Consider the following 26,273-nt stretch of genomic DNA (forward strand, 5'->3'; position numbering starts at 1 on the left):
GCGCAAGGGTGGTGCCTTCTGTCGGAACCCTTCTAGGGGAAGGTCCAGTAGCTAGAGGGCCGCACCATGGTGTGGAGTGATCACGCCACGAGCTTGATCATCTCGTCCCAGGCACGCTGTTTGATCAGCGCCCCTTGGCCGAACCACGCTGCATCACGGCGGTGATCATCGCTGCGTGCCCGTCGGTGGCGGTCGACGAATTCGGTAATGCTGTTGAGCAGGCCCCACGCGGTGCCACGACTGGACGCCATCAGTGCACCGCGGCCACCGCCCTCGTACAGTGATCGGACCGTTGCCATCGCTTGTTCGTTGACCACCGGTGGCTTGCTGTCCGGTGCCGCGTAGGTAAGCACCCGACGCAGCAGGCCCTCCACCGAGTCGGGATCGACTGGGCGATCGACCAACGCCTTCATGCGGACCACAAAGCCATCCCAAGACGACACGGTGATCCCCAGCTGGCGCTTGACCGCCTCTGCATCGAACTGGCTGCGATGCGGCACCTTGATCGCACCGTTGGCGCTACCCAGCGCGATTTGCAGAGTGTTGTTGCAGACCACCCGCACCGAGGTGAACTGCGCTGTGGTAGCCAGCGTGCCGTCGCAAGCGGTGGCCAGCAATAGATAGCCATCCACCCTGTCGCGCCCCTTGAGCATGCTGCTCTGGCCGGTCTTCGCCAGCGCCCAGAACTTGCGACCCTCGCGCAGCACGCCTGCCGTTTCAAGCTCGAAGCCGTTGCAGGCGGTCAGGTCGCGGTAGAACTCGAGGATCTCGCCAGGCTGCACCACGTGAAAGCGTTTGGACACCACGGCCAACGGGGCCTTGGTGTCCGATCGGTATAGAACCTTCTGTTCCGGGAAGGTGTTGATGGCCCCGACATCGTTGTTGCCGGAGATGTAACGGACTTCGGACTGCTCGATCTGCCAGTCCATACCCGCGTCCTTCTTCCAGGTCTCGATGGGCTGCTGTGGGGCAAGCTTGTTGCCCAGGCCGTGCCACGGCTTATCACCGGCGTAGGCCATCGTTTCAATCAGATGCATGTTCGTTTCCTCGTAAGTGGGTGACATAAACGCACAAGGCCCGGACATGCCGGGCCTTGTGCGCTGTGTTTTTGACGTTGTGGATCAGGGAGCTTTGAGGTCGCTACAGCGAGTGCATCGGACGATGCCGACCAGTACCGCGGTAGCGACCACCAGGACGCAGTAGACCGTGTCGAGTTTGCCTGTCATGAGTCAGGTATCCCTTACGAACGCTGCGACGCGGAGCGTCCAAACGCGAAGCCGGTAACTTCCGACTTCACTTGAGTGATATGTGGGTGAGTTTATTTGGGATCGACCCAGCAAAGGGCAGCGCCGCGGGAGCATCGTCATCAGATCAGTCCCCTGTCGGCCATGCTGACGCACTCACTGCCCACCACGATGTGGTCAAGGACACGTACCCCGATCAGCCGGAGCGCTTCGCGAAGCTCATGGGTGAGCATCCTATCGGCCGCACTGGGCTCGGCCACGCCACTGGGATGGTTGTGCGCCAGGATCGCCGCACTGGCGTTGATGGCCAGTGCCGCGCGCACCACTTCTCTGGGGTGGACGCTTGCCCCATCGACCGTGCCGGTGAAAAGCTTCTGGCAATCGAGGATCCGGTGGCGGTTGTCCAGCCACAGGACGTGAAACTCTTCGTGCAGGAGCGCGCCCAAGCGCATGCGCAGAAAGTCGCTGGCGTCCATCGGAGTGCCGATGCTCCCTTGACGTTCCAGCCGGCTCTTCAGGATAGCTTCGGCTGCGGCGAGCACGTCCTGCTCGGTCGTTTCGCCAGTGAGCTTGTAGCGGGTGTGAGTCAAAGATTGCGCGAGTTGCATGACGAACTCCTTGATGACGGCATAAACGCATAGAGCCCGGCCGTGAGGCCGGGCTCTATGCGTCGCGAGGACGTGGAAGGGGATGGAACGAATAGATCAGTGGGGCCGCTCGATGCAGCCGGTCGTGGCGTCAGGTCAGGGCGGGATCATCCGCACGGGAGACGTCAAAGACGAGGTCCTGGGTCTGGCACCGAAACTTGGCGGGCACCTGGTCAATCATTAACGTCGATCGCCGGCCTGCTACGCTCCATGGGGTGATATAGGTCTAAAATAATTTTCAATCGGGGGCGCTCTGGCCATCGCAGGGCCAAAACGCGCAAACCATCGTAAAAGGCTCGGGTAGAACGAAAAATCAATGGAATTGACCGCCTACCAGGCCAAATATTTCGCGCACGAGCTTACCCGCCGCTTTCCACCCGGCAGCGCGGAGAAGTTGGCTGGCGCTGTCGCCAGCGCACAGGTCGATCTGAACCCGCATCAGGTCGATGCGGCGCTGTTCGCGTTCAATTCGCCGTTGTCGAAGGGTGCCCTGCTGGCCGACGAGGTCGGCCTGGGCAAGACGATCGAAGCGGGGCTGGTGCTTTCGCAGAAGTGGGCGGAGAAGAAGCGCCACATTCTGATCATCACCCCGGCCAACCTACGCAAGCAGTGGTTCCAGGAGATGGCCGAGAAGTTCTTCCTGCCGTGCCGCATCCTCGAATCGAAGTCCTACAACGCAGCCATCAAGCAGGGAAATCTTCGCCCTTTCGAGGGGCCGGAAATTGTCCTGTGCTCCTACCAGTTCGCCCGTAGCAAAGCATCCGATGTCCAAGCGGTGCCGTGGGACCTGGTCGTTATTGACGAAGCGCATCGCCTGCGCAATGTCTACAAGCCGACCAATGTCATAGCGAACACGCTCAAGCTGGCGCTAGCCAATCGCGACAAACTACTGTTGACGGCGACGCCGCTGCAGAACTCATTGCTGGAGCTCTACGGACTGGTCAGCTTCATCGACGAGCATACCTTCGGCGACGTCAAGAGCTTTCGCGAGCAGTTTGCCAACGTCAGTCAGGGGCAAGCTTTCGACGTGCTGAAAGCGCGCCTCAAACCGATCTGTCATCGCACGTTACGCCGCCAGGTCGTCGCTTACATACCGTACACACGACGCCTGCCGCTGGTTGAAGAGTTCACGCCGGAAGAGAGCGAGGACCGTCTCTACACGCTCGTCTCGGAATACCTCCAGCGCGACAACCTGATTGCACTCCCGGCAAGCCAGCGTTCGCTGATGACCTTGGTGCTGCGCAAGCTGCTGGCTTCGTCGACCTTCGCCATCGCTGGCGCACTGCAGTCAATCTCCAACCGTCTCAAGGCAGAGCTCGCTGCACAGTCGCCAAAGGAGTCGCTGGCGGACGACCTCGACAAGGACTACGAAGCGCTCAACGAAACGGCCGAGGAGTGGCCCGACGACACGACCGGCGAACCACTGAGCGAGCATGACCGCATAGCTATGGCCGCCGAAATCGTCGAACTGGAAGCCTTCGCCCAACTCGCCACGTCGATTCATTCGAACGCCAAAGGAACCGCGCTGCTAAAAGCGCTGACCGTGGCCTTCGCGAAGGCGCACGAGCTGGGCGCGGACGAGAAGGCTATCATCTTCACCGAATCACGCCGTACCCAGGACTACCTGTTGCGCGTACTCGCCGACAGTCCGTTCAGCGACGGCATCGTGCTATTCAACGGTACCAACACCGACGAGCGCTCCAAGGCGATCTATGCGGAGTGGTTGCAGCGCCACCAGGGTAGCGACCGCGTCACGGGTTCGCGGACCGCAGACATGCGTTCGGCCTTGGTCGATTACTTCCGCGACGAAGGTCGCATCATGATCGCCACTGAGGCGGGTGCCGAAGGCATCAATCTGCAGTTCTGTGCCATGGTGGTGAACTACGACCTCCCCTGGAATCCGCAGCGCATCGAGCAGCGTATCGGTCGCTGTCATCGTTACGGACAGAAGCACGACGTGGTCGTGGTGAACTTTCTCAACCGCAAGAACGCTGCCGACCAGCGCGTGTTCGAGCTGCTGTCCGAAAAATTCCACCTTTTCGAAGGCGTCTTTGGTGCCAGCGACGAGGTATTGGGTGCCATCGAGTCGGGAGTCGACTTCGAGAAACGCATCGCCGCGATCTACCAAGGTTGCCGCAAGCAGGAGGAAATCAAGTCGGCCTTCGACCAACTCCAGCTCGAACTGAGTCTGGAGATCGATGAATCCATGACTCGTACTCGACAAAAGCTGCTCGAACACTTCGATGACGAAGTGCGCGAAAAACTGAAGGTACGGAAACAGGACTCCGAGGAGCAACTAGGTCGCTACGAGCGTCTGCTGATGCAGCTGACGCGCCATGAACTTGCGGGGCATGCCGAGTTCCTGGGTGACGGCGCCTTTCGCCTCACCAGCTTGCCATTCGCGGAAAAGATGGCAGACATTCCCAGTGGCCTGTACGAGCTGCCGCGTCGTAACGGCGAAGCCCACCTGTATCGGCTGAACCATCCGCTTGCCGAGGCGCTTGTAGCGCAGGCGAAGTCGCGTGAGCTTCCGACGGCGGAAATCCATTTCGATTACAGCCAACATGCCGGCAAGATCAGTGCGTTGCAGCCGCTCATCGGCAAGTCCGGCCAGCTTGCGGTGTGGTTGTTCAGTGTCGAGTCCCTGGATCAGGGCGAAGACCACCTGATCGTCGCGGCAGCCACCGATGATGGCCAAATCCTGGATGAAGATGCGGCTCGGCGATTGTTGACCTTGCCTGGGTCGGTTATGCCTCAAGGCGTATCGGTGGATGAATCGCTCCTGGTGGACGTTGCAACGAAACAGCAAACGCTGATCCAGCGGGTAGTTTCTGATCGGAACGCTCAATTCTTCGAAGCCGAAGTCGACAAGTTGGATGGCTGGGCCGACGATCTGAAGCTAGGGCTGGAGCGTGAGATCAAGGAGCTGGATCGGCAGGTCAAGGATGCGCGCCGCACAGCGACAATGGCGCTGACCTTGGATGAGAAGCTTGCTGGCCTGAAGCAGATCAAGTCGCTGGAGATGCTACGCAATCAAAAGCGGCGCGCGCTGTTCGATGGGCAAGATCAGGTCGATGCACGGCGACAAGATCTGATTTCCGCGATTGAGGGAAAATTGCAACAGACCAAATCCCTCGAATCTGTCTTTGTGCTTCGCTGGACGCTGAGCTAACGCATGCCAACTCGCCCGGAAATGCTTGTACAACTTGAGGCCGGCCTTCGGTCGCGATTCTTCGCTTCTGTGCCGAAGATAACAAAGACAAACCGTCAAGGCTGGGCGGAGGATCAACATGACCTGGATCGCCTTTCGCGCGCGTTGGCGGCTTACACGATCGTTAGGTGTTGCCGGGTAGATGATGCGGTCGCCGTGGGAGCCATAACGGATGGTTCCGATGACCATGGGTTGGACGCACTGTTTTTTGACCGCGCTCGCGGTCGCCTGGTTTGCGTTCAATCGAAGTTCAAACGAACCGGGGCGGCGCCTTCACAAGAGGAGGTGCAGAAAACCATCAACGGGCTGCGGGCACTACGTGCACGACGATTCAACGAATTCAATGAGGCTGTACGTAATCGCCTTGACGAGATCGAAGAGGCGTTAGAAACACCGGGAATCCGCATCGAACTTCACATGAGCTTCCTTGGGGACGCCATGGGCCCGCATGCAATGGATGACCTCAACGGCTACGCCGCGGAACTCAATCCGCTTTCCTTGCTGTTCGAATGGCATACATCTGGGCTCGGGGTTGTGTACAACTGGCTGGCGCTTGAGCAAGCCGCTGCGTCGGTTGACGATCAAGTTGTTCTGGAGAACTGGGCAGGCGTAAACGCACCGCGAAAAGCCGTCTACGGCCAGATCCGCGCCGCGGCGTTGGCGGGCCTCGTGGAGAATCACGGCCAAGCCCTTTTTGAGAGGAACATCCGACTGTATCTGGGAACCGTTGGGGTCAATGCGGCGATAACGAGGACGGTCAGGGAGGCGCCTAACGACTTCTTCTACCTGAACAATGGAATCACCATCGTCGCTGAGTCCATCGCGCAAGCGCAGGGCGATCAACGGCAGTGCACTTTCGCCCTGACCAATTGCTCGATCGTCAATGGTGCGCAAACTGCAGGGGCAATCGCCACGGCAACGCTCGATGGCCATCTTTCTCAAGAAGCCAAACTCATGGTGACGATCATCGAGATTGGTGGCGCTGTTGGTGACCTGGAGCAACGGATCACCAAGGCCCGCAATCACCAGAATGTCGTGCGTGGCGTGGACTTTGCGGCACTCGATCCTAATCAAGAGCGCCTCCGTCAGGAGCTGGCTGCTGCGGGAGCCATATACTTTTACCGACCATCCGCAGAGGCCTTCGCCCGGCGGGATGGCGCGTTCTCATTGGAGGACGCGGCCGTTGCCCTTGCCTGCCTGAGATTCAAAGCGCGGTCAGCGACGGAACTCTTGGCGGCGGAGGTCGCGCGACGGCCACGCCCGAGTAATGCGATTGATTTCGTCACCACTGCCAAGAAGGAGATCGGTCGTTTGTGGGATCAGGGCGGAGTACTGTACAGCCAACTGTTCCCTGCCGATCTCTCCGGGGTGCGCATGTATCGCCTGGTGAAGATCTACCGCTTCATCGACCAGATTCTTGCCGGTTCGGAGGGAGCAGAATCTTCCTATCAGAGGCGGATGTTCTTCCGGCACGGCCGCTACTTCATCATGGCATTCGTGGCGCATCGCTCGGCGGATGTGATTGAGAAGCCCCAGCTCGAGTTGTCGGTCGAGGAACAGGCCCTGCTGTCGCGGCGCACTAATCAGCTGTCCGAGCTGATCTATTCGACCTCGGAGCCGCTTCAGGGATACAAGGGATACTTGGGAATCTTCCGCAATCTGACCGATGCGCAGCCGCTTGCAGATACAGTGCTGCAACGTCTTGCCGCAGAAGATGCGCAATCAATGGCCCAGCCAGCGTTGCCACCGGTTTGAAAGCACAGTGGCAGCCTAAACATGCAAGAGAGAGAGAACGTTTGTGACCAGGAAGCAAAAACTTGAACTCACCTGGATCGGAAAGGAAACGCGGCCGAAACTGGAGCCGCGCATCCTGCTTGAGAATAAAACGAAGAGCTATCACGCGAAGCATCGGGTTGGCGAGAATGACCTGTTCGATAACCGGTTGATTCGGGGAGACAATCTGCTGGCGTTGAAGGCGCTGGAGCAGGAGTTCGCGGGGAAGGTGAAATGCGTGTTCATCGATCCGCCGTACAACACTGGTAGTGCGTTCACGCACTACGACGACGGGATAGAGCACTCGATCTGGCTGTCTCTGATGCGTGATCGACTGGAGATCATTCATCGGCTGCTGTCGGATGATGGTTCGTTGTGGATCACAATTGACGACAACGAGGCGCACTACCTGAAGGTGTTGTGTGACGAGATCTTCGGTCGCGGAAATTTTGTTGCTTCAATTGTCTGGAAGTCTACGGACAACAGTAATAACGATGCTAAGCAGTTCTCTGTTGATCACAACTATATATTGGTTTATTCAAAGAGTCCGGAATGGCAGACAAAGAAGCTTAATGCTGAGGCGAAACGCAGCCACTTTAAGAATCCGGACAATGATCCTCGCGGCCCCTGGTTTGATGGTAATCCATTGAACTCTCCCAAGCCTCGTCCTAATTTAACGTTTGATCTTATCGGTCCTAACAAGAACGTGATCAAACCGCCAAAAAATGGTTGGCGGTGGTCCAGAGAAACCCTTCTTGAGAAAATTGCCACAGGCGAAATCCGGTTTACGGCTGACGGTAAAGGTATTCGCCGTCGGACATATCTGGCTGACATGAAGGGATTGCCTCCATCGACACTGTGGTCCCAACTAGATGAAACGGGCCACAACAGGCAGGCAAAATATGAACTCAAAAATCTTTTTCCAGAAAGGCTGGCGGCTGATCTATTTGGTACTCCGAAACCAGAGAAGCTGCTCGCACAGATATTGGAAATTTCTACTGACGAAAACGACTGGATTCTCGACTCTTTTGCTGGGTCGGGGACAACAGGTGCTGTAGCCCAGAAGATGGGTCGTCGTTGGATCATGATTGAACTCGGAGAGCACTGCGACACAGAAATTGTTCCGCGACTACTTAAAGTCATCGACGGTACAGACCAGGGCGGCATCACCGACGCGGTCGGCTGGAAAGGCGGCGGCGGCTTCCGCTACTACCATCTCGCCCCGTCCTTGCTGGAAAAGGACAAGTGGGGCAACTGGGTCATCCACCGCGACTACAACGCAGCGATGCTGACCGAGGCACTGTGCAAACTGGAGGGCTTCACCTATGCACCCAGCGACACGGTGTACTGGCAACAGGGCTATTCCACGGAGCACGACTTCCTTTACGTCACCACCGCGACGCTTAGCCACGAGCAGTTGCAGCAACTAGCCGACGAAGTCGGGCCGGAGCGATCACTGCTGGTGCTATGTCCGGCGTTTCGTGGCAAGGGTGACTTTCCCAATCTGACCGTCCGCAAGATCCCGAAGCAGGTGCTGTCGCGCTGCGAGTGGGGCCACGACGACTATTCGCTGCAGATTGAGAACCTGCCGAAAGCACCCGAGCCGGATGCTCCACCGCCTGCGCAAGCCGGGCTGTTCACAGAGGGTGAGGCATGACCACGGATGGCGATGAGGGCAAGTCGGCTTCGGAGCTGATTTTGTATCGCACGGCGGATGCGCGTACGCGGATCGAGGTCCGACTGGAAGGCGGCTCGGTCTGGCTGACCCAGCGGCAGATAGGGGAGCTTTATCAGGTCAGCAACAAGACCGTCAGCGAGCACCTGCAGAACATCTACGAAGAGGGTGAATGCGACCCTGAACGAACTGTCCGGAGTTTCCGGACGGTTCGGCAGGAGGCGCATAGGGTGGTGCGCCGCGACCTGGACCATTACAGCCTGGAGGCCATTCTGGCCGTTGGCTACCGGGTGCGGTCGCCGCTGGGCACGCAATTTCGCCAGTGGGCCACCGAGCGGTTGAAGGAGTTCCTGGTCAAGGGCTTTGCGCTGGACGACGAGCGCCTGAAGCGCGGGCCGGACGATGGTTACTTTGAAGAGCTGCTGTCCCGAATCCGCGATATTCGTTCTTCGGAAAGGATGTTCTGGCGCAAGGTGCTGGACATCTACGCCACCAGCGTCGATTACGACGGAAGCGCAGAGGCCAGCCAGCGTTTCTTCAAGACGATCCAGAACAAGATGCATTGGGCGGCGCATGGTCACACGGCAGCGGAAGTCGTCAGGGCGCGCGCTGACGCACGGAAGCCCAACATGGGCATGACGAGCTGGAGCGCCGCGCGACCGCGCAAGACCGATGCCGCCGTGGCGAAGAACTATCTGGAGGTCGAGGAACTGGAAGCGCTCAACCGCATCGTCAATGCTTACCTTGAATTCGCCGAGCTGCAGGCACTGAACCGGCGTCCCATGACCATGCAGGCCTGGATCGGGAAACTCGACGATTTCCTGCGCCTGAGCGAGCGCGACATCCTCACCCACGCCGGTCGGATCAGCCACGAATCGGCGATGGAGCATGCCGGCGTGCAGTTCGATCTGTATCGTCAGCAGCAGGTCAACAAGGTCACGGCGGTGGAGCGTGATTTCGACGCAGCGACCACCAAGCTCAAACAGATCGAAGCCGGCAAGCGAAGCCCGGCGCGGAAGAAGCCGGGCACGAAAACGGGAGACAAGGAATGAACCGGCACGTCAACGCCATTGCTGGCCGCCTGAGCTTACGAGCACCGCAGCGGCGCTCGCTGGAGTTGCTGGATCGCATCACTGAGGTCGCGCCGCCAAGAAAGGCCGCGGATGTTGCCGCAGCATTGGAGATCATTCGCAGCGAATTTCAGTCGATCACGGACTTCGAGCGGGAATTTCCGTCGCTGTGTTTCGCCTTGGCAACGGGCGTCGGCAAGACTCGTCTAATGGGTGCGTTTATCGCCTACCTGCATCTGGCACACGGCATCAACAACTTCTTCGTGCTTGCGCCCAACCTGACCATCTACAACAAGCTGATCGCGGACTTCACGCCGAACACGCCGAAGTACGTGTTCAAGGGCATTTCCGAGTTTGCGACGGACGCGCCTGCGATCATCACCGGCGACAACTACGAGTCGATGGCGGGGTCGCTGTTCGACGTGTTGCTGCGATGCAAGATCAACATCTTCAATATCTCGAAGATCAATTCTGAGGTGCGCGGTGGTCGCAGCCCGCGCATCAAGCGTCTGTCGGAATACATCGGCGAAAGCTATTTCGCTTATCTGGCGGGCCTGCCCGATCTGGTGCTGCTGATGGACGAGTCGCACCGTTACCGCGCCAGCTCGGGGCTGCGCGCGATCAACGAGCTCAAGCCCGTGCTTGGTCTGGAGCTGACGGCCACGCCGTTCGTGGAAACCAGCAAAGGTGCGATCCCTTTTCGCAATGTGATCTATGACTATCCGCTAGGCATGGCGATGGCTGATGGGTTCGTCAAAGAGCCCGCCGTCGTCACGCGCAAGGACTTCAATCCGGCAGGCATGTCTGTCGAAGCCCTGGAACGGCTGAAACTGGAAGACGGCGTTCGCCTGCACGAGAGCGTGAAGGTCGACCTGGAGACCTATGCGCGCGAGACCGACCATGCGATCGTCAAGCCATTCGTGCTGGTCATTGCGCGCGATACGACGCATGCCGGTCAGCTGCTGAAGCTGATCCAGTCCGAAGAGTTCTTCGAGGGCCGCTATCGCGACAAGGTTATCCAGGTCGACTCCAGCAAGAGCGGCGCGGAAGAAGAGGAGATGATCGAGCGCCTGCTCAAGGTGGAACACACCGACGAGCCGACCGAAGTCGTCATCCACGTCAACATGCTCAAGGAAGGGTGGGACGTCACCAACCTGTACACAATCGTGCCGCTGCGTGCCGCCAACGCGCGCATCCTGATCGAGCAATCGATTGGGCGCGGGTTGCGCCTGCCTTATGGCAAGCGGACAGGTGTTGCCGCGGTTGACCGCCTCAACATCGTCGCACACGACAAGTTCGACGAGATCATTCAGGAGGCCAGGAAGCCGGGCAACCCGATCCGTATGGCGTCGATCGTGCTGGACGACACCGAGCTGGAGTCAAAAAAGGAAACCGTCGTCTCACAATCGCAGTTGGCCGGGCAGCTCGGTTTGTCGCCAGCGCAGCAGACTGACAACACAGTTTCCAGCATGGGCGTACAGCCGCCACCCGCGTTCCAGAAGCCGGAAGAGCAGCAGATCGCGCAGATCGCGTGGAACGTGATCCGCTCTTTCGAAAATCGTCCCGCCGATGTGCCTACGCTGGAGCACCTGAAGCGACCGGAGGTGCAGGCTGCCATTGTGAAGGCGGTGCAGGAACAGCAACCGGTCGGCCAAATGGAACTGGAGGGGCTGGCGAAAAAGCCCGACGTTGCCGCCATCGTAGCGAAGACGGTCGAGCTGGTGACGCAGCAGACGATCGACATTCCACGCATCCTGGTCGTACCGAAGGGCGAGGTGCTTTCCGGGTTCAAGCCCTTCACCTTGCAGCTGGAAGGAATGCGCTTCCAGGCGCTCTCGGACGAACTGTGGATGCAATACCTGCGCACTGGTGGGGTCGAGGCACTGGTGCTCGGAAGTGGCGGAGTGGATGAAGCGCGCCTTGAGGATTACGTGGTTTCGGGACTGGTCGATTTTGACGATGTGTCCTACGAGGGACATGCCGACCTTCTCTACGAGATTGCGGGTCAAGTGGTATCGCACCTGCGCAGCTACCTGACCGAGGAGCAGGCCCGTCGTGTGATGCGGACTCATCAAAAACAAATCGCGCAGTTCGTTCATGCGCAGATGCAGAAGCACTATTGGGAAGACGACGGTGGCGGCTACGACGTGCAGATCAGCAAGGGCTACACCGAGCTGAAGCCGAGCGCGTATACGCATGCCGTCAAGGAAGCGCCTGCTGACTATCGCGATTCGCCCGCTGACAAGAGCAACATGGCGAAGTACTTGTTTACGGGATTCGAACGATGTCTGTACTCGGTGCAGAAGTTCGACTCAGAGGCGGAGCGCAAGCTTGCGGTCATTCTCGATCGCGACGCCTTGAAGTGGTTCAAGCCTGCGAAAGGCCAGTTCCAGATCTACTATCGCCAGGGTGCGGATCATCTCGAATACCAGCCGGACTTCGTCGCCGAGACGAAGGATGCGATCTACATGCTGGAGCCAAAAAAGAACAAGGAGATGGAAGACGCGATTGTTCTGGCCAAAAAGGAGTCTGCGATGGAGTGGTGCGCGAACGCGTCGACGTATGCCCTGGCGAATGGCGGCAAGCCATGGAGCTACGTGCTGATCCCACACGACGAGATAGCGGGTAACTTCACGTTGTCTGGCCTGGCTATCCGATTTCGTAGTTGAGTTACGTGTGATACGACCAGAGCCCGAAGGCTGAAGCACCCAATGCCTTGAGGTGAGTGACCGACCAAATGGGCTTCTTTGAGATCCGCTACACAACCGGCAATCTACTCGATGCCCGCGCCGACGCGTTAGTCAACGCCGTGAATACCGTTGGGGTCATGGGCAAAGGCATTGCGCTGACGTTTCGACGGGCGTTCGATGAGAACTTCCTTGCCTACGCTGCTGCCTGCAAGCGAGGCGACGTGAGGATTGGGCATATGTTCGTGACCGAGCGAGGCGCCTTGTCAGGGCCGCGCTGGATCATCAATTTCCCAACGAAGCGAGACTGGCGCACAAAGTCTCAGCTGTCATGGGTCGCAGAAGGGCTGGGTGATCTTCGACGCGTGATTGTAGAGAAAGGCATCCAGTCGATAGCGCTACCGGCGCTGGGGTGTGGCAATGGCGGGCTAGATTGGGTGGATGTTCGCCTGAAGATTGAAGATGTGCTTGGCGAGTTCACCAATGTCGACATTCAGGTCTATGAGCCCGCCGGTCGAGTCTTCTGATGGCGGCCTTAGAGCAAGCTAGCGAAGATTAACTAGCTGCCGCGAAAATGTGCTGGATTAGAAACGGTACTGGCCCGCCCGTGCGCGCATGGGCGGATTCGAGGACGTTTTTCACTTCGGGCAGGAAGCTAGATCGTTGAAGATCACTTTTTCCATGTATCTGGAGATCCCTTCGATGTGATTTTAGAGCCGTACGAACAGACTTGATCGCGAGGTCAACTCGGCTGTCAAGCACATAGCCCAACATCCCACCGTGGCGCACTTGATCTCCGTACTGGCGTTTGACAAAGCGGTACATGCCTTGGGTCACGTACTCCGTGCCCAATGATCGTCGGCGTCCCGCAACAGTGATGTTGAGACGCTTGCATTCCAGGCAGAAATAAAAGGCCTCGTGTGGGACTAACGGGGAGAAGGCGATGTCCATGCGCCCCTGCGCCTGACCGGCTCCCGGATCGAGTTCGACCATCTGTATGTCGATCCGGAATGGAAAGTTGGCACTTTCCCGATTCCTGCGTAGCGCTCGGCAGAGCGCATCTGTGGTCGGATCCTCCAGAGCATCGGGGGCCAATGGTGGCATTTCCTCCCACGTTGAGAGAATCAGATTAAGGATAGCGGGCACCTGAGATTCGATCAGGTCGAGCCACGCTGCCGGGTCACCCCCGAAGCTCATGTACGGGCCTCCACCGGATAGGTGAGCAACTTTCCGGCGATCTGATCTGCATCGTTCAAGGCGGAGGATTGGGTCCAGTGTCGATAGGAATCCGGCTTGACGACGTAGAGGTTTGATCCGTGGAAGATCATGAGTCCGCGTGCAAAATCAACGGTCCGCCTGGTGGAAGGGAAGGCCTTTTGAATGGTATCGATCACCGTCAGCACGTTCATGTCGTCGACGGCATCACGTGCCATCGCTGGAGTTTGTCGATCCGTCCGCTCAATGATGGCCATCGCGATGCCAAGTTTCCTGGATCTAGCAACTCGCCCGGCAAGATTGTTCGTCGCGCTCGACCACTGACTTAGCGTTTCGCACAGTCGATCCTTGTACGCGGCCAAGACCGGATCGGCGACAGGTATCATGGTTGGAACGGAAACTCTCGACCGGGTCGGCTGCACACTCGGAATAATCACGTTGACGGTATCGTCAATCAACAACCTCTCAGAAGGCTGTACGCCAAAATACTCGTTGACCAGTGGCTCGATCGCCTGCGTTGCCCTTTCGACAACGCTTGTGCGTTCAAGATAATTAATCGATGCCGCGTGGGTAGCGTTGTCGATGATTCGAACCACCTCGTCAACGATCCTGCGCGCACAGACTGGGTCTTCATGGTCGTCCGGGATAATCATCGGCAGCCGGAGCAGCTCTTGGACATGCACTTCCGGCCGGTAAATTCCCCAGTTCGATGACGTGTGAAACATGAGGTACTTGGCTAGCGGGGTTCGCAGATAAGCTGCAAGAAATATCAGCAAGCTGCGATCTTCCGGCGGCCCATGAATACCTCGCACAGCATGCTGAAAGCTGACATCGAAGTCGGCGTATGCAATCCGCTGGAAGCCCTTGGTGATCAGGACGTGCGGCGCGCGGAATATGTCCGTGTTCGTATTTGATCGATTCCTGATCAGGACTTCATCGCCCGGAAGGTCAGTCGAATCCTCTGCGAGAGCAAACAGGTCAATGCTCGGATGCGTGGCCTTGATAAAGCGCCGCGATGGAAGTTGGAGGTGCCTTGCTCGCTTTGGATCGTCGTTCTTTCCAGCTGGCTGAAAGCCTTCGGCGCGGACCCAACGCTTGCTTCCAGCCTCCTCGGAGGGAAGCCTTACGAGATCGCGAAGGCGTGACTGCAGCATCATACGGTCGATGAAACGGAGATCCCGCGGAGACCCCCAAAAGTTCTGGCTCCAGAGCTGCGGGGCGTCCGGTCCATCGAGATCCAATAGCAGCTTGTTCAGCTTGATCGAACGGCGGTCGGCGGCACCGATGACGATTACCTCGGCTTGCGTGATCTTCCAATCCGCCTTGGGCGTAAGGTACTCGATTGAATCGCGTTGCGGATTTCCTTGGGCCGTCCTGTAATTGACAACCAGCGCGGGATGGATCGCCTCATTGAAAAGGAACAATCGAAGATCGGCGAGGTTGAGCACTCGCTCGATCGAGTGCTCTTCGACCCATTTGCGCTGAAAGCGGATGGCAGCGGGACTGTGATTGAACAGAACGCCATGTGGGAGAACAAGGGAAATTCGCCCTGCACCGGAGACATGCTCCATGGTCTTCCAGACGAATGCGGCCGCGATCTGACTGTCTGGAAGGGGCTTCCCGGCTTGGAGACACCATAAGCCCGCTTGGGTTTTTGGTCCCGCGGTGCTTCCCCAGGGAGGGTTGCCGACGATGAGGTCTACGTTTTTAGGGAAGTCCTGATCGTCGAAAAAGTCGGCACAGCGGATCGTCCCGGGCTGATTAGTCTCCCCCCTCCCGCCAGAGGTCAACGGGTCGGCGATCAGCCGCGGCAGGGCGCGTCCCTTCTCTTGAAGGGTCTGAATATCACGGGGTGACAGCTGATCGAGATAGGCGAGATAGAGGCTGAAGGCCGCGATTCGACAGGCGGTCTGATTGATGTCGATGCCGAAGAGATTCTGTTGAAGAATCTGGCTCAGTTCCCGTGCGCGTCGGTCGTTACGCGCGTTGGGGTTCGCGACCTTCCACTCTTCGGCGATTCGATTGAACATTCCAACCAAGAAAATTCCCGATCCGCACGCTGGATCGAGGAATCGCTTGCCGAGGAGCGACCCTATGCCCTCAAGCGCAGAGTCCAGGACGATTTCAGCGAGAAAGCGCGGGGTATAGAAGGCGCCATCTTCTTGATCTTCGGCCTTGAGGAAATGCTCGTAGATCGCACTAATCGTCTCGATCGGAATGTATTGGAAATCATACGGCCAGAAAGACCGTTGCCCGGAGCGGATTTGGGTGCCTTGGAAGAAAGCGTCCAGGATCGCTATATGCTGGTTCGAAACAAGGCGTACTTCGGTTTCGATGTTTTCGCTGAACAGGTCTCCATTGAAGTCTTCACTCAGCTTCCTGAAGATCTTAAATAGGCCTGCTTTCGCTTTGGAAGGCGGTCTTTGGCCGAGTACATCGCGCAAGTGCCTTGCCGAGCCCAAGCCGAGCTCTTCCAAGTATCGTTGCCCGACCACGCCTCTATCGAATAGGTAGCAGGTGAAAACGAGACGACAAAGTAGCGCGTCGAGCACATCGACCGGGATCGCGTCGGGTTCGCCTTCGCTCAGCTTAGTGCGAACCTCACCGAGGTTGGACAAAAGGTCACGATCAACCCGTCTGCTAGCGTCGAACGATCGGGCGTACTCGCGGAAGAACGCGCCGGACTCCACGGCAAGAAGAAATTCCGGGATCGCAGTGATCAGATGTTCGAGTGCTGTAACGAGCGATGGAGGGGCGGTGCCCACATCTTCAGGGCAGATCGGGCGCGACAGGCCGGAATAGATTTCCGCGCGATCACCGGAGATGAGCACCAGCACCGGTGCGCCGCCATGATTCCAGAAACGCTTATGGATCGCGAGCACCTCAGCCAACGCAAAGCTTTCTACAAGCTTGAAGAAGACGATCGGAGCACCATCGGAGCAGAAGACTCCGTCCAGATCCAGAAGATCAAATGCATGGCGTATGACATGAGCCTGTGGGGTCCCAGGCGACACAGCGTCAGGGGACAGGAAGAGGCTCGGATAAAGGGCGCGGCTTATCCCGGCACTTTCATGCCAGCGATCGCGGGACTCGACGGTCATTTCGACTCCTCGGCGACGCTGGAGAGCGACGGCTCGGGCGCGTGGATTGCAAAAGCCCACCCTGACGCCAGGCGTTTTGAAGAGATGTGATGGCCTTTGCCGCGCAAGAAACCGACGTCGCGATTGATCGTTGCCTCAGAAACCCCAAGCGTTTTCGCCAGCGCCGCGGCCGAACGACCGCCAGCTTCAATTAGTTCGAGCAAGGATTCATGCCGTTTTGCGATAGCGAAACTCCGAGCGTACGGCACGTTTCGTTCCTCAAGTCTATCGAAAAATGATAGACATGCCGAGATGGGAAGACAAGAGCATTTGGGGACGAAGGTAGGGGCTAGCACTATGCTCGGCCGACAAGCCACCTCCTAACAATTCACGATCGCGCTTACTCACTTGGGTAGCAAATTTGAGCGCGAGCGAGCCGAAGCAGTATGTGCATGTCAGGTCTCAGATCCTGCGCCACTGTTTGCTCAACTGTCTTCTTGTTGACGCCTTCGCCATAGTGAGGAAGGCCTGCAGGTCATTGTAGTTCTCGCTGCTCGTAGCCGTGACCGCGCGGTGATATCCACCACCTTCGGCTTCTATGACCGCTCGGCGACGCAAGTCGGCATGAACCGGGGTATGGTCGGGACGTCAATCGCAGCAATCTGTACAATGTTCGAGGGAACAAAGGGGACAAAGTCTCGCGTCTGATGGTAACTATGACGGTAGGTTTTGAAGCTTATCTTCCGATATTTGGGTTGTACAAAGGGCTGACGTCCTTATTCGAGTCCACCCATAGCTAAAACTGTTCAGAACCTGTTGACGACAATAAGTCGGAACGCAAACGCAGCGCGTCTAGGTAGTCAGCCCACGCCTGCATCATCTTCTTGCGCTCCTGAAGATGTGAGGTTCGATTGTAGGCACGGCCAAGTGGATCACGGACGGCATGCGCGAGCTGGTGCTCTATGAAGTCTGGACGGAAGCCAAGAACTTCATCCAGAAGCGTTCGTGCCATGGCACGGAAGCCATGGGCGGTCATCATGGTTTTGTCGAACCCAAGGTTCCTGAGCGCGGCTGTGATGGTGTTCTCGCTGATTGGTCGGGACGTGCTCCGGACCCCCGGCAAGACGTACTGGCTTCGACGGGTATAGGGCTGGATGTCTTTGAGCACTTCGATCGCCTGCTTCGCCAGTGGGACGATGTGGGGCGTCTTGGTCTTGCTCGTCACATAACGCCATTCAGCGTTGTTAAGGTTAATGTCTTCCCAGCGTGCGTGCCGAAGCTCACCAGGGCGAACGAACAGCAAGGCAGACAGCTTGAGGGCCGCAAGCACGATCGGGGAGCCTTGGTAGCCGTAGATCGCCCTGAGTAGCTTTGCTACATCAGCAGGCTCGGTCAGGCTCGCAAAATGTTTGGTTTTTGGAGACGTGAGTGCGCCGATGAGGTCGGATGCCGGGTTGTACTTGGTTCGACCCGTAGCGATTGCATAGCGAAACACGAGGGATGCTGCCGCTCGCGCTCGGTGCGCTGTCTCGACCGCGCCGCGTGCTTCGATTTTGCGCAGTGCCGTCAGCAACAGCGGAGCGGTGATGTCCTGAACCGGGAAGTCGCCAATGAACGGGCCCAGGTCTTTTTCGAGCATGCGGCGTTCGCGCACCACAGAGCCGGGGCTTAGCGTCTTGGCTCGCTTCTCTAGGAGCTCATTCGCCATGGCTTTGAACGTATTTCCCGCATCTTCGATTTGGGCAGCGCGCTGGATCCGAGCTACTTGTGCCGGATCAGCTCCGCCTTTAAGCAGTGCGCGCGCTTTGTCGCGTTCCGCGCGAGCTTCTGCCAGTGACACAGCAGGGTACTCGCCGACGGTGAGCATGTTTGCCTTGCCCGCAAAGCGGTAGCGATAGCGCCAGATCTTTGATCCGGCCGGGCGCATCTCGATGCACAGGCCGTTGGTATCGGCGATCCGGAAGACGGCCTTCCTGGGCTTGAGGCTGCGGAGCTTGGTATCGGTCAGCATGGGCTTGTGAGTAACACGGATGTGAGTAAGAGGCGGATCAACCCCGATCTTACTCACTGCGTTACTCACTTACTAGCCGGATGCAAATAGACGCATCTGACCTCGCGTGGACGAAACAGCTCTATTTTAATGGGTTTACAGCGTTTCAGTGGACTTCTTCGGACTTCTTTGGACTGCTGAGTGGTGGGCCCACCAGGACTCGAACCTGGAACCAAAGGATTATGAGTCCTCTGCTCTAACCATTGAGCTATAGGCCCGCACAGAGGCGCAAGTTTAACGTAGCAGGTGGGCTGTGCACGAGGCTGGCCTGCTTGAGGTCGGATGTGCGCACGTCGGCGTCCACGAGCTACGCTCTGCGTTCCATCCCAGCGGAGCCAAACACATGCATACCGAAGCGATCGCAAAAAGGTTGGTCGAGTTGTGCCGTGAAGGCAGGTACGAGGACGCGCAGCGTGAGCTGTATGCGGACGATGCGGTGAGTATCGAGCCGGAGGGTTTGCCGCCGGGTACGCTGGGCAATGCGCAAGGGCTGGCAGCGATCTATGAGAAGGGCCGGCAGTTCAGCGCGATGGTCGAGACGGTGCATGGCGGCAGTGTGAGCGAGCCGGTGATCGCGGGGAACTGGTTCAGCATCGCCTCGGCGATGGACGTCACGATGAAGGGCCGCGGCCGGATGAACATGAGCGAGATCTGCGTCTATCGCGTGCGCGACGGCAAGATCGTGCGCGAGCAGTTCTTCTACGACATGGGTTGAACGAGTCGACGAAAACGAAGAAGCCCCGCGTTGGCGGGGCTTCTTCGTTCTTGCGACGCGTTGACGCTTACTCGACGTCGAGGAACGAGCGCAGCTGTTCGGAGCGGCTCGGGTGACGCAGCTTGCGCAGCGCCTTGGCCTCGATCTGACGGATCCGCTCGCGCGTGACGTCGAACTGCTTGCCGACTTCTTCCAGCGTGTGATCGGTGTTCATGTCGATGCCGAAGCGCATGCGCAGCACCTTCGCTTCGCGCGGGGTCAGGCCGGCGAGCACGTCGCGCACGGTTTCCATCAGACCGGTCTCGGTGGCGGAGTCGACCGGTGAGCTGGCGTTGCCGTCCTCGATGAAATCACCCAGGTGGGAATCCTCGTCGTCGCCAATCGGGGTTTCCATAGAGATGGGTTCCTTGGCGATCTTCAGGACCTTGCGGATCTTGTCCTCGGGCATCTCCATTTCCTTGGCCAGTTCTTCCGGCGTGGCCTCGCGGCCGAACTGCTGGAGCATCTGGCGGGAAATGCGGTTCAACTTGTTGATCGTCTCGATCATGTGCACCGGGATGCGGATGGTGCGTGCCTGGTCGGCGATCGAGCGGGTGATCGCCTGGCGGATCCACCAGGTGGCGTAGGTCGAGAACTTGTAGCCGCGGCGGTATTCGAACTTGTCCACGGCCTTCATCAGGCCGATGTTGCCCTCCTGGATGAGATCCAGGAACTGCAGGCCGCGGTTGGTGTACTTCTTGGCGATCGAGATCACCAGGCGCAGGTTGGCCTCGACCATTTCCTTCTTGGCGCGGCGTGCCTTGGCCTCACCGCTGGCCATGGCGCGATTGATGTCCTTGATGTCGATCAGCGGCAGGAACAGCTTGCGCTCGATGGTGGCGAGCTTTTCCTGCTCGGCGTCGATCGCTTCGCGATGGGTCTTGATGTTCGGCGACCACTTCTGGCGCTTGCGGCTGAGTTCGGCCACCCACTCGAGGTTGCCCTCGTTGCTGGGGAAGGTCTTGATGAACTCGGCCTTGGGCATCTTCACCTGCTTGACGAAGATGTCGAGCAGCACGCGCTCGTGGTGGCGGATGTCGCCGACCACTTCGCGCAGCTTGCGCACGAAGCCGTCGATCAGCGCGGACGGCAACTTGAGCTTGAGGAACTCCTCGGCCATCTGGTCGCGCAGCTTGACGATCTTCTTGTCGGTGATGCTGGCAGCTTTCGGCGCGGCCTTCTGGAACTTGCCGTAGTAATCACGCAGCAATTCCATGCGGCGCTTGACCTCTTCCGGGTCGGGACCGGTCGGGCCGGCTTCTTCCTCTTCCTCGGTGCTGTCGTCGTCTTCTTCCTCGGTCTCGTCGTTCGGATCCGGTTCCGGCAGCAGCAAGGCCGCGGCTTCCTTTTCCTTGCGGGCGAGGTCGGCTGCTTCCTCGAGATCGAGGAAACCGGCCAGGATTTCACTGAGGCGGCGCTTGCCATCCAGGTGCTGGTCGTACTCTTCCAGCAGCAGCTCGATGGTCAGCGGGAAGCTGGCCAGTGCGGTCTGCACCTGGCCGAGGCCTTCCTCGATGCGTTTGGCGATGGCGATTTCGCCTTCGCGGGTCAGCAGCTCGACCGTGCCCATCTCGCGCATGTACATGCGCACCGGGTCGGTGGTGCGGCCCACTTCGGCGTCTACCGCGGAGAGCAGCGCCACGGCTTCTTCGGCGGCCGCATCGTCATCGCCCGAGCTGCTGCCGGGAGCGGCGCCGTCGGCAATCGTGTCGGTGTCAGGCGCGGCGTCGTGCACTTCGATGCCGACGCCCTTGAGCACCGCCATGATGTCTTCGATCTGCTCCGGATCGACAATGTCGTCGGGCAGGTGATCGTTGATCTCGGCATAGGTCAGGTAGCCCTGCTCCAGACCCTTGGAGATGAGCGCCTTGATTTCAGACTGTTGCTCGTGGGGAGCTTTGCTATTCATTAACCGACCGCCGCAGGGTTCAAGAACCGGACATTATAGCGATGTGCTGCTTTTTTGACCAGTTTTCAAGTGAGAAAAGATTCCGGCAACGCACGCAAAATTCGCGCCAGATCACGGTGTTGGCCGACCTTGCCGGCGTCGGACGACACATCGCGTGTCCGGCATTGCGCTCAACCGGTGTCGAGCCAGAAAGTGACCGGTCCGTCGTTCACCAGCTGGACCATCATATGGGCACCGAAGCGCCCGGTTTCCACCCCCGGATGTGCGACACGGGCCAGTTCCAGCAACCGCTCGAACCAGCGCCGGCCGTGCTCGGGGGGCGCCGCGCTGGTGAAACCGGGGCGCATGCCGGAGCGGGTGTCGGCCGCCAGGGTGAACTGGCTGACCAGCAACAGGCCGCCGCCGGTGTCGCTGAGCGAGCGGTTCATCTTGCCGTTGGCGTCGGCGAACACGCGATAGCCGAGCAGGCGTTCCAGCATGCGTTTCGTCTGCACCTCGCCGTCGTCCGGCTGCACCGCCACCAGGGCCAAAAGGCCGGGGCCGATCGCGCCGATGGTTTCGTCATCGACACGGACGCTGGCTGACAGTACACGCTGGATCAGGGCAATCATGGGCGCGCGGCGGTGATGGAAGCCGCTAGCTTAGGGCGCGGCCCTGATCAGTGAAAGATGGCTGGGCGCTCCCGTAAACTGCGCGGATGCGTATCGACATGTACCTGTTCTACCTCGTGCTGCGCCTGCTGGCGCTGTTGCCGCTGCGCGCCCTGCATGGCGTCGGCAGTGGGCTGGGTCGCCTGCTGTTGTGGCGGCATGGCCGGATGGTCCACAACACCGCGGCGAACCTGCGCATTGCCCGTCCGCAGTTGGACGGTCCTGCGCAGCAGGCGCTGTTGCGCAACGTAATGGCCGAGAGCGGCAAGTCGGCTTGCGAGATCGTCAAGGTCTGGGGCGCCGGTGCCGTGCGTGCACTGGAGCTGGTGCGCGAGGTACGCGGCGAGGCGCTGCTGGATGCCGCGCTGGCCAACGGCAAGGGAGTGATCATCGCCGCCCCGCATCTGGGTTGCTGGGAGCTGCTGAATTACTGGCTGTGCCGCAAGACGCCGATGGCGATCCTGTACCGGCCGCCACGGATCGCCGCGATTGAAGGCCTGTTGCGCAAGGTACGCGGCGCGCTGGCGCCGGAGCAGGTGCGTGCGGACGGTGCTGGTGTGCGCACGCTGTACAAGCGGCTGGCCGCTGGCGGCACGGTCGGCATCCTGCCGGATCAGAAACCGCGTTCGGGCGAGGGTCAGTTCGCGCCGTTCTTCGGCCGCGACGCGTTGACCATGGTGCTGCTGCCGCGACTGGCCGCGCGCACCGGCGCGACCGTGCTGTTCGCGTTCGCCGAACGGTTGCCACGTGGCGCCGGTTATCGCATCCATCTGCTGCCGGCGCCGGAAGGCCTGGCCGATGCCGACCTGGGCGTGGCGTGTGCGGCGTTGAACCAGGGCGTGCAGGACTGCGTCGAGCTGGCTTTCGCGCAGTACCAATGGCAGTACAAGCGTTTCTCGGCGAACGGCCTGGTCAGTCCATACGATCGCGAGGGTCGGTAGGTACAGGCCGATTTTGTGGGAGCGACTTCAGTCGCGATGCTCTCGTTCGACGGTTAGGAAGAAGCATCGCGACTAGAAGTCGCTCCTACAGGTTTCGCTAGGCTTGCGGTTTTTCCAGCCGCCGCAGAAACACGATCATTTCCTTTTCGGCCTGCTTGTCGCCGCGTTGCGTGGCCGCAGCGATGCCGTTGCGCCAGGCAGCCGCGGCGGCGGCACCGTCGCCATGGGCCAGACAGGCCTTGCCGAGCAGTTTCCACGCGGCCGAGTAGGTCGGATCGAACACGGTCGCGCGGCGCAGTTCGTCGATGGCCGCGTTGGCGTCGCCTTCGGCGAGCAGGGCGTTGCCCAGCGAAAAACGCAGCAGTGCACCATCGCGCGGGCCATCGCATTGCTGGCGCAGGCTGGCGATCAGGCCCGCGTTCATGGCCGCATGCGATAGCGCAGGTCGTCCACGGGATAGACCAGGGTCGGCTGCGAGGGCTCCGGCGGTGTATGGCCGGCGCGCAGGTCGGCCAGCGAGGCCGCCGGCCAGACCACCAGCCACGACGAGCGGAATGGCTGCACCAGCAGCGCGTAACGCAGGTCATTGGGTTCAAGCTTTCCCGGATGCGCCACGATCAGGCCATCGGGGTGGGCGTGGGCGTAATCCTGCAGCGCCTGATCGCCGAACAGCTCCTCGATCGGACGGGTCAACCGACCCTCGAAATGAAACTGGCCTTCGTAGTTGCCGAGGTAGGCGATCGGGCGGTTGGCCTGTTCGGCGGCGCCGAGCAGATGCGCGGCCGGGCGCAGGTCCCAGCGCGACCACAGGGTCAGGGTGAACAGCGTGTTGAGCGCCAGCACACCGATCAGGCCGGCCACGGCCAGGCGACGCATCTCGCCGCGGCCGCGGATCAGCAACAGGCCGCCGAGCAGCAGGAACACCACGGCGAAATAGCGGCTGTACGGCGCGGCGGATTCGGGCCATTCGCCGTTGAGATAATGGCCTGCCACCAGCAGCGGCAGCGCGAGCAGCGCCGCGGCAAACACGATGCCGCCCACGCCCAGCGGCCAGGTGCCGAGCCAGCCGTTGGTGGCCAGCGTCGGTCGGCGTTCCCGCAACACGGCGATCGCACCGGCCATCAGCAACGCCATGCCGGCGAATTCCGGCAGCGGGTAATAGAGCTGCTTGCCGCTGATCAGCGAAAACACGATGAAACCGGGTACCAGCCAGCACAGCGCAAAACGCAGGCCCGGTTCCAGCGGCCTGCGCAGGCTGGCGATGGCCACCCAGACACGCGGCCAGCCGCTGAACGGAAACAGCAGCAGCGGCAACCACAGCAGGTAGAACCAGATCGGCTCGGCGTGGTTCTGCAGGTCCTTGCCCTGCGCCAGCTTGTCGACCACGCGACCGGCGGTCTGGGTGAAGAACAGGCGTTGGCGATAGGCCTCGCCGCCGGAGAATCCGGCCGGCAATGCCCACGCCAGCAGCATCGCACCACTGAGCAGCAACGCCAGCACGCCGCCGCCATACCAGCGGGCGCGGTGCCGGGCGGCCCAGTCGTTCCACAGCGGACCGAGCAACCACGGGAAGATCACGTGCAGCAACATGACCGGACCCTTGGTCAGCAGGCCCAGGCCGACGCACACGCCGAACAACAGCCAGCGCGGTTCGGGCCGTTGCACTTTCGGCGTCAGGCACAGCAGCGCGGCCAGCGCCCATAGCGCCAGCAGCACGTCGTACATGATCTGCAGGCCGAACAGGAAGGCGTAGCCGAAGGCCAGCAGCATCCACGGCGCCGCCTTGGCCATCCACGGCCGGCTCGGAAACAGGCGCCGGGCCAGCATCGAAATCAGCACCAGTTGCGCGCCGCCAATCAGCACCTCGAGCACGCGGGGCCACACATCGCCGACCCCGAATACGAACCAGCCGCCCTGGATCAGCCAGAACAGCAGGGGCGCCTTTTCGCTATAGGGCTGGCCGTTGATGTGCGGCACCAGCCAGTGGCCCTGGTTCCACATCTCCCACGCCACGGCCAGCGTGCGTGTGGAATACAGCGGCATCGGCCCATGCGAAAAGATCGCCAGCAAGGCCACCACGGCCCACAGCGGCAGCCACGGCCACACGGCGCGCAGGTGTTCGGTACGGCTATAGGGGCTCAGTGACACGGGCGGTCTCTTGGCGGGCTCTAGGGAGTGATTCTAGCCTGCGGGTGGTAGGGGCAAGGCCTGGCATCCATCCTCATGCCGGACCCCAGTAGCCGATGCGGCGGCGGATCTTCAGCTTGCGCCACAGGTTTCCTGGCTTGCGCCGACGATTTTTCGCGCCGCGCGCGATGAAGGCGTCGATCGCGTCGAGCACGCGTTCGCCGGAGCGGCCATCGCGGTAGGGGTGGATCGCGTCGGCGTACTCGCGGATCGCCGCCATCAGCTCCGGCGGCCGTGCCAGTGCGCGTTCGATCGCCGGTTCGAATTGCGCCGGGTCGTCGATATCGATCAGCTGGGGGCCCGGTCGGCGGTTCTTGAAGGTGACCACCGGCTTGCCGGTGAGCAGGAATTCGTTGAGCGCGGACGAGGTGTCCGAACACATCATGTCGACCTGCGGAAACAGCTCCAGGATGTTGTCGTTCTCGGCGAACGTGAGGTAGTCGTTCTGCAGCGCCTTGAATTTCGCGGTGGTCTCGGGATTCATCTTCGGGTGAAAGGTGACAATCCAGCGCCAGCGCCCGTCGCGCGACAGTCGTTTTACTTCCTCGTACAGCGTTTCAGCCGCGCTCCACGACGGCGAGAAAGTGGAGTGGTACAGGATCACCGGCGGCTGGCGCACCGGCGGCAGCGGGCCGGTGATCTCCTGCATGAACGGGTCGAGCTTGGGAAAGCCGGTTTCGGTCACGCTGAAATGGCCGACCTTGTCTGCGATGGCCTGGAACTGCGCGGTGTCACGCGGACCGGTGGTGCAGTACAGGTCGAAGAAACCGCGCACGTAGATGTGCCGGGGCTTGCCGGCGTCGAAGCCGTGGAAGGTCTCCACTTTCACGCCGGGAAAGAAGTGCGGCACCGCGTTGGACGACGTGATCACCGCAATCGGCCGCCACGCGCGCACCTCGGCCACGCTCAGCAGGCGTTCGCCTTCCATCAGGTCTTCCGCGCCGGGACCGTCAAAAAACCAGGCCGCCTCGTCACCGCGGGCGCGGATCGCCTCCTGCAGCGGACGCAGGATCGCCAGCGCGTAGCGCTCGGAGCCATACAGGAGGTAGTGTTTTCTTTGGGGCATGGTGAGTTCGGGAATGGTCTGACTGGAGTTTACGGCGAGCCCCGAACCCTCACCTCGATCCTCTCCCAAGGGGAGAGGATGCGAAGGTGCCGCGCGGGTTCGTTACCTGGTGCA

19 protein-coding genes and 1 tRNA gene are annotated in these 26,273 nt (G+C 60.0%); 8 read left to right on the forward strand and 12 right to left on the reverse strand.

What is annotated here, in order from left to right:
- Positions 1-80: 80 nt before the first annotated feature.
- Positions 81-1,037, reverse strand: a complete 957-nt coding sequence (locus ACPPVV_RS01210) for a DUF932 domain-containing protein (protein ID WP_426701663.1) — start codon at positions 1,035-1,037, stop codon at positions 81-83.
- Between the two features lie 329 nt (positions 1,038-1,366).
- Entirely contained in the window at positions 1,367-1,852 is a 486-nt protein-coding gene (locus ACPPVV_RS01215) for a JAB domain-containing protein (RefSeq protein ID WP_426701664.1), read from the reverse strand.
- A gap of 355 nt (positions 1,853-2,207) precedes the next feature.
- Here ACPPVV_RS01215 and ACPPVV_RS01220 point away from each other — a divergent pair, with 355 nt between their 5' ends.
- Genes ACPPVV_RS01220 through darG form a run of 6 tightly spaced genes read left to right on the forward strand, consistent with a single transcriptional unit; the run spans position 2,208 to position 12,834 of the window.
- Positions 2,208-5,063 carry an SNF2-related protein gene (locus ACPPVV_RS01220; RefSeq protein WP_426701665.1) on the forward strand — a complete coding sequence of 952 codons (2,856 nt, stop codon included), beginning with the start codon at positions 2,208-2,210 and terminating at the stop codon, positions 5,061-5,063.
- 3 nt (positions 5,064-5,066) lie between these two features.
- Positions 5,067-6,857 (forward strand): AIPR family protein, encoded by a 1,791-nt coding sequence (locus ACPPVV_RS01225; protein ID WP_426701666.1) that lies wholly within the window; start codon positions 5,067-5,069, stop codon positions 6,855-6,857.
- Positions 6,858-6,900: 43 nt separating this feature from the next.
- Positions 6,901-8,532 (forward strand): site-specific DNA-methyltransferase, encoded by a 1,632-nt coding sequence (locus ACPPVV_RS01230; RefSeq protein ID WP_426701667.1) that lies wholly within the window; start codon positions 6,901-6,903, stop codon positions 8,530-8,532.
- The gene (locus ACPPVV_RS01235) at positions 8,529-9,602 is read left to right on the forward strand and encodes a virulence RhuM family protein (protein WP_426701668.1); all 1,074 of its coding nucleotides are present in this window, start codon (positions 8,529-8,531) and stop codon (positions 9,600-9,602) included. The genes ACPPVV_RS01230 and ACPPVV_RS01235 overlap by 4 nt, the downstream gene beginning before the upstream one ends.
- Positions 9,599-12,289 carry a DEAD/DEAH box helicase gene (locus ACPPVV_RS01240; protein WP_426701669.1) on the forward strand — a complete coding sequence of 897 codons (2,691 nt, stop codon included), beginning with the start codon at positions 9,599-9,601 and terminating at the stop codon, positions 12,287-12,289. The genes ACPPVV_RS01235 and ACPPVV_RS01240 overlap by 4 nt, the downstream gene beginning before the upstream one ends.
- Before the next feature lie 56 nt (positions 12,290-12,345).
- Positions 12,346-12,834, forward strand: coding sequence for a type II toxin-antitoxin system antitoxin DNA ADP-ribosyl glycohydrolase DarG (darG, locus tag ACPPVV_RS01245; protein WP_426701670.1), 489 nt, complete (start codon positions 12,346-12,348; stop codon positions 12,832-12,834).
- Positions 12,835-12,862: 28 nt separating this feature from the next.
- Here darG and ACPPVV_RS01250 read toward each other — a convergent pair whose 3' ends face one another.
- The 5 genes from ACPPVV_RS01250 to ACPPVV_RS01270 form a co-directional block, all read right to left on the reverse strand.
- Complete coding sequence (locus tag ACPPVV_RS01250) at positions 12,863-13,504, reverse strand: hypothetical protein (RefSeq protein WP_426701671.1); 642 nt, start codon at positions 13,502-13,504, stop codon at positions 12,863-12,865.
- Positions 13,501-16,623: an HsdM family class I SAM-dependent methyltransferase gene (locus tag ACPPVV_RS01255; RefSeq protein ID WP_426701672.1), complete on the reverse strand. Its 3,123-nt coding sequence runs from the start codon at positions 16,621-16,623 to the stop codon at positions 13,501-13,503. The genes ACPPVV_RS01250 and ACPPVV_RS01255 overlap by 4 nt, the downstream gene beginning before the upstream one ends.
- Complete coding sequence (locus tag ACPPVV_RS01260) at positions 16,620-16,826, reverse strand: HTH domain-containing protein (RefSeq protein ID WP_426701673.1); 207 nt, start codon at positions 16,824-16,826, stop codon at positions 16,620-16,622. Before ACPPVV_RS01260 ends, ACPPVV_RS01255 begins: the two co-directional genes overlap by 4 nt.
- 572 nt (positions 16,827-17,398) lie before the next feature.
- On the reverse strand, positions 17,399-18,613 hold the full coding sequence (locus ACPPVV_RS01265; protein ID WP_426701674.1) for a tyrosine-type recombinase/integrase: 1,215 nt from the start codon (positions 18,611-18,613) through the stop codon (positions 17,399-17,401).
- Positions 18,614-18,794: 181 nt separating this feature from the next.
- Positions 18,795-18,870 (reverse strand) — tRNA-Ile (locus ACPPVV_RS01270).
- A gap of 125 nt (positions 18,871-18,995) precedes the next feature.
- Here ACPPVV_RS01270 and ACPPVV_RS01275 point away from each other — a divergent pair.
- Complete coding sequence (locus ACPPVV_RS01275) at positions 18,996-19,367, forward strand: SnoaL-like domain-containing protein (RefSeq protein ID WP_426701675.1); 372 nt, start codon at positions 18,996-18,998, stop codon at positions 19,365-19,367.
- Between the two features lie 67 nt (positions 19,368-19,434).
- Here the strand turns inward: ACPPVV_RS01275 and rpoD are convergent, their stop codons facing one another.
- Positions 19,435-21,315 carry an RNA polymerase sigma factor RpoD gene (gene rpoD / locus ACPPVV_RS01280; protein WP_426701676.1) on the reverse strand — a complete coding sequence of 627 codons (1,881 nt, stop codon included), beginning with the start codon at positions 21,313-21,315 and terminating at the stop codon, positions 19,435-19,437.
- 170 nt (positions 21,316-21,485) lie between these two features.
- Positions 21,486-21,926 carry a D-aminoacyl-tRNA deacylase gene (gene dtd / locus ACPPVV_RS01285; RefSeq protein ID WP_426701677.1) on the reverse strand — a complete coding sequence of 147 codons (441 nt, stop codon included), beginning with the start codon at positions 21,924-21,926 and terminating at the stop codon, positions 21,486-21,488.
- Positions 21,927-22,012: 86 nt separating this feature from the next.
- On the opposite strand from dtd, the gene ACPPVV_RS01290 reads away from it, so the two are divergent.
- Positions 22,013-22,906, forward strand: a complete 894-nt coding sequence (locus ACPPVV_RS01290) for a lipid A biosynthesis acyltransferase (protein WP_426701678.1) — start codon at positions 22,013-22,015, stop codon at positions 22,904-22,906.
- Positions 22,907-23,003: 97 nt separating this feature from the next.
- Here ACPPVV_RS01290 and ACPPVV_RS01295 read toward each other — a convergent pair whose 3' ends face one another.
- From ACPPVV_RS01295 to ACPPVV_RS01305, 3 genes are all read right to left on the reverse strand, one after another.
- Positions 23,004-23,330, reverse strand: coding sequence for a tetratricopeptide repeat protein (locus tag ACPPVV_RS01295; protein ID WP_426701679.1), 327 nt, complete (start codon positions 23,328-23,330; stop codon positions 23,004-23,006).
- Positions 23,327-25,054 (reverse strand): ArnT family glycosyltransferase, encoded by a 1,728-nt coding sequence (locus tag ACPPVV_RS01300; RefSeq protein WP_426701680.1) that lies wholly within the window; start codon positions 25,052-25,054, stop codon positions 23,327-23,329. The genes ACPPVV_RS01295 and ACPPVV_RS01300 overlap by 4 nt, the downstream gene beginning before the upstream one ends.
- Before the next feature lie 73 nt (positions 25,055-25,127).
- The gene (locus tag ACPPVV_RS01305) at positions 25,128-26,159 is read right to left on the reverse strand and encodes a CDP-glycerol glycerophosphotransferase family protein (RefSeq protein ID WP_426701681.1); all 1,032 of its coding nucleotides are present in this window, start codon (positions 26,157-26,159) and stop codon (positions 25,128-25,130) included.
- Positions 26,160-26,273: the final 114 nt, after the last annotated feature.

It is taken from the genome of Rhodanobacter sp. Col0626, from assembly GCF_049994385.1.
Classification (GTDB): Bacteria; Pseudomonadota; Gammaproteobacteria; order Xanthomonadales; family Rhodanobacteraceae; genus Rhodanobacter.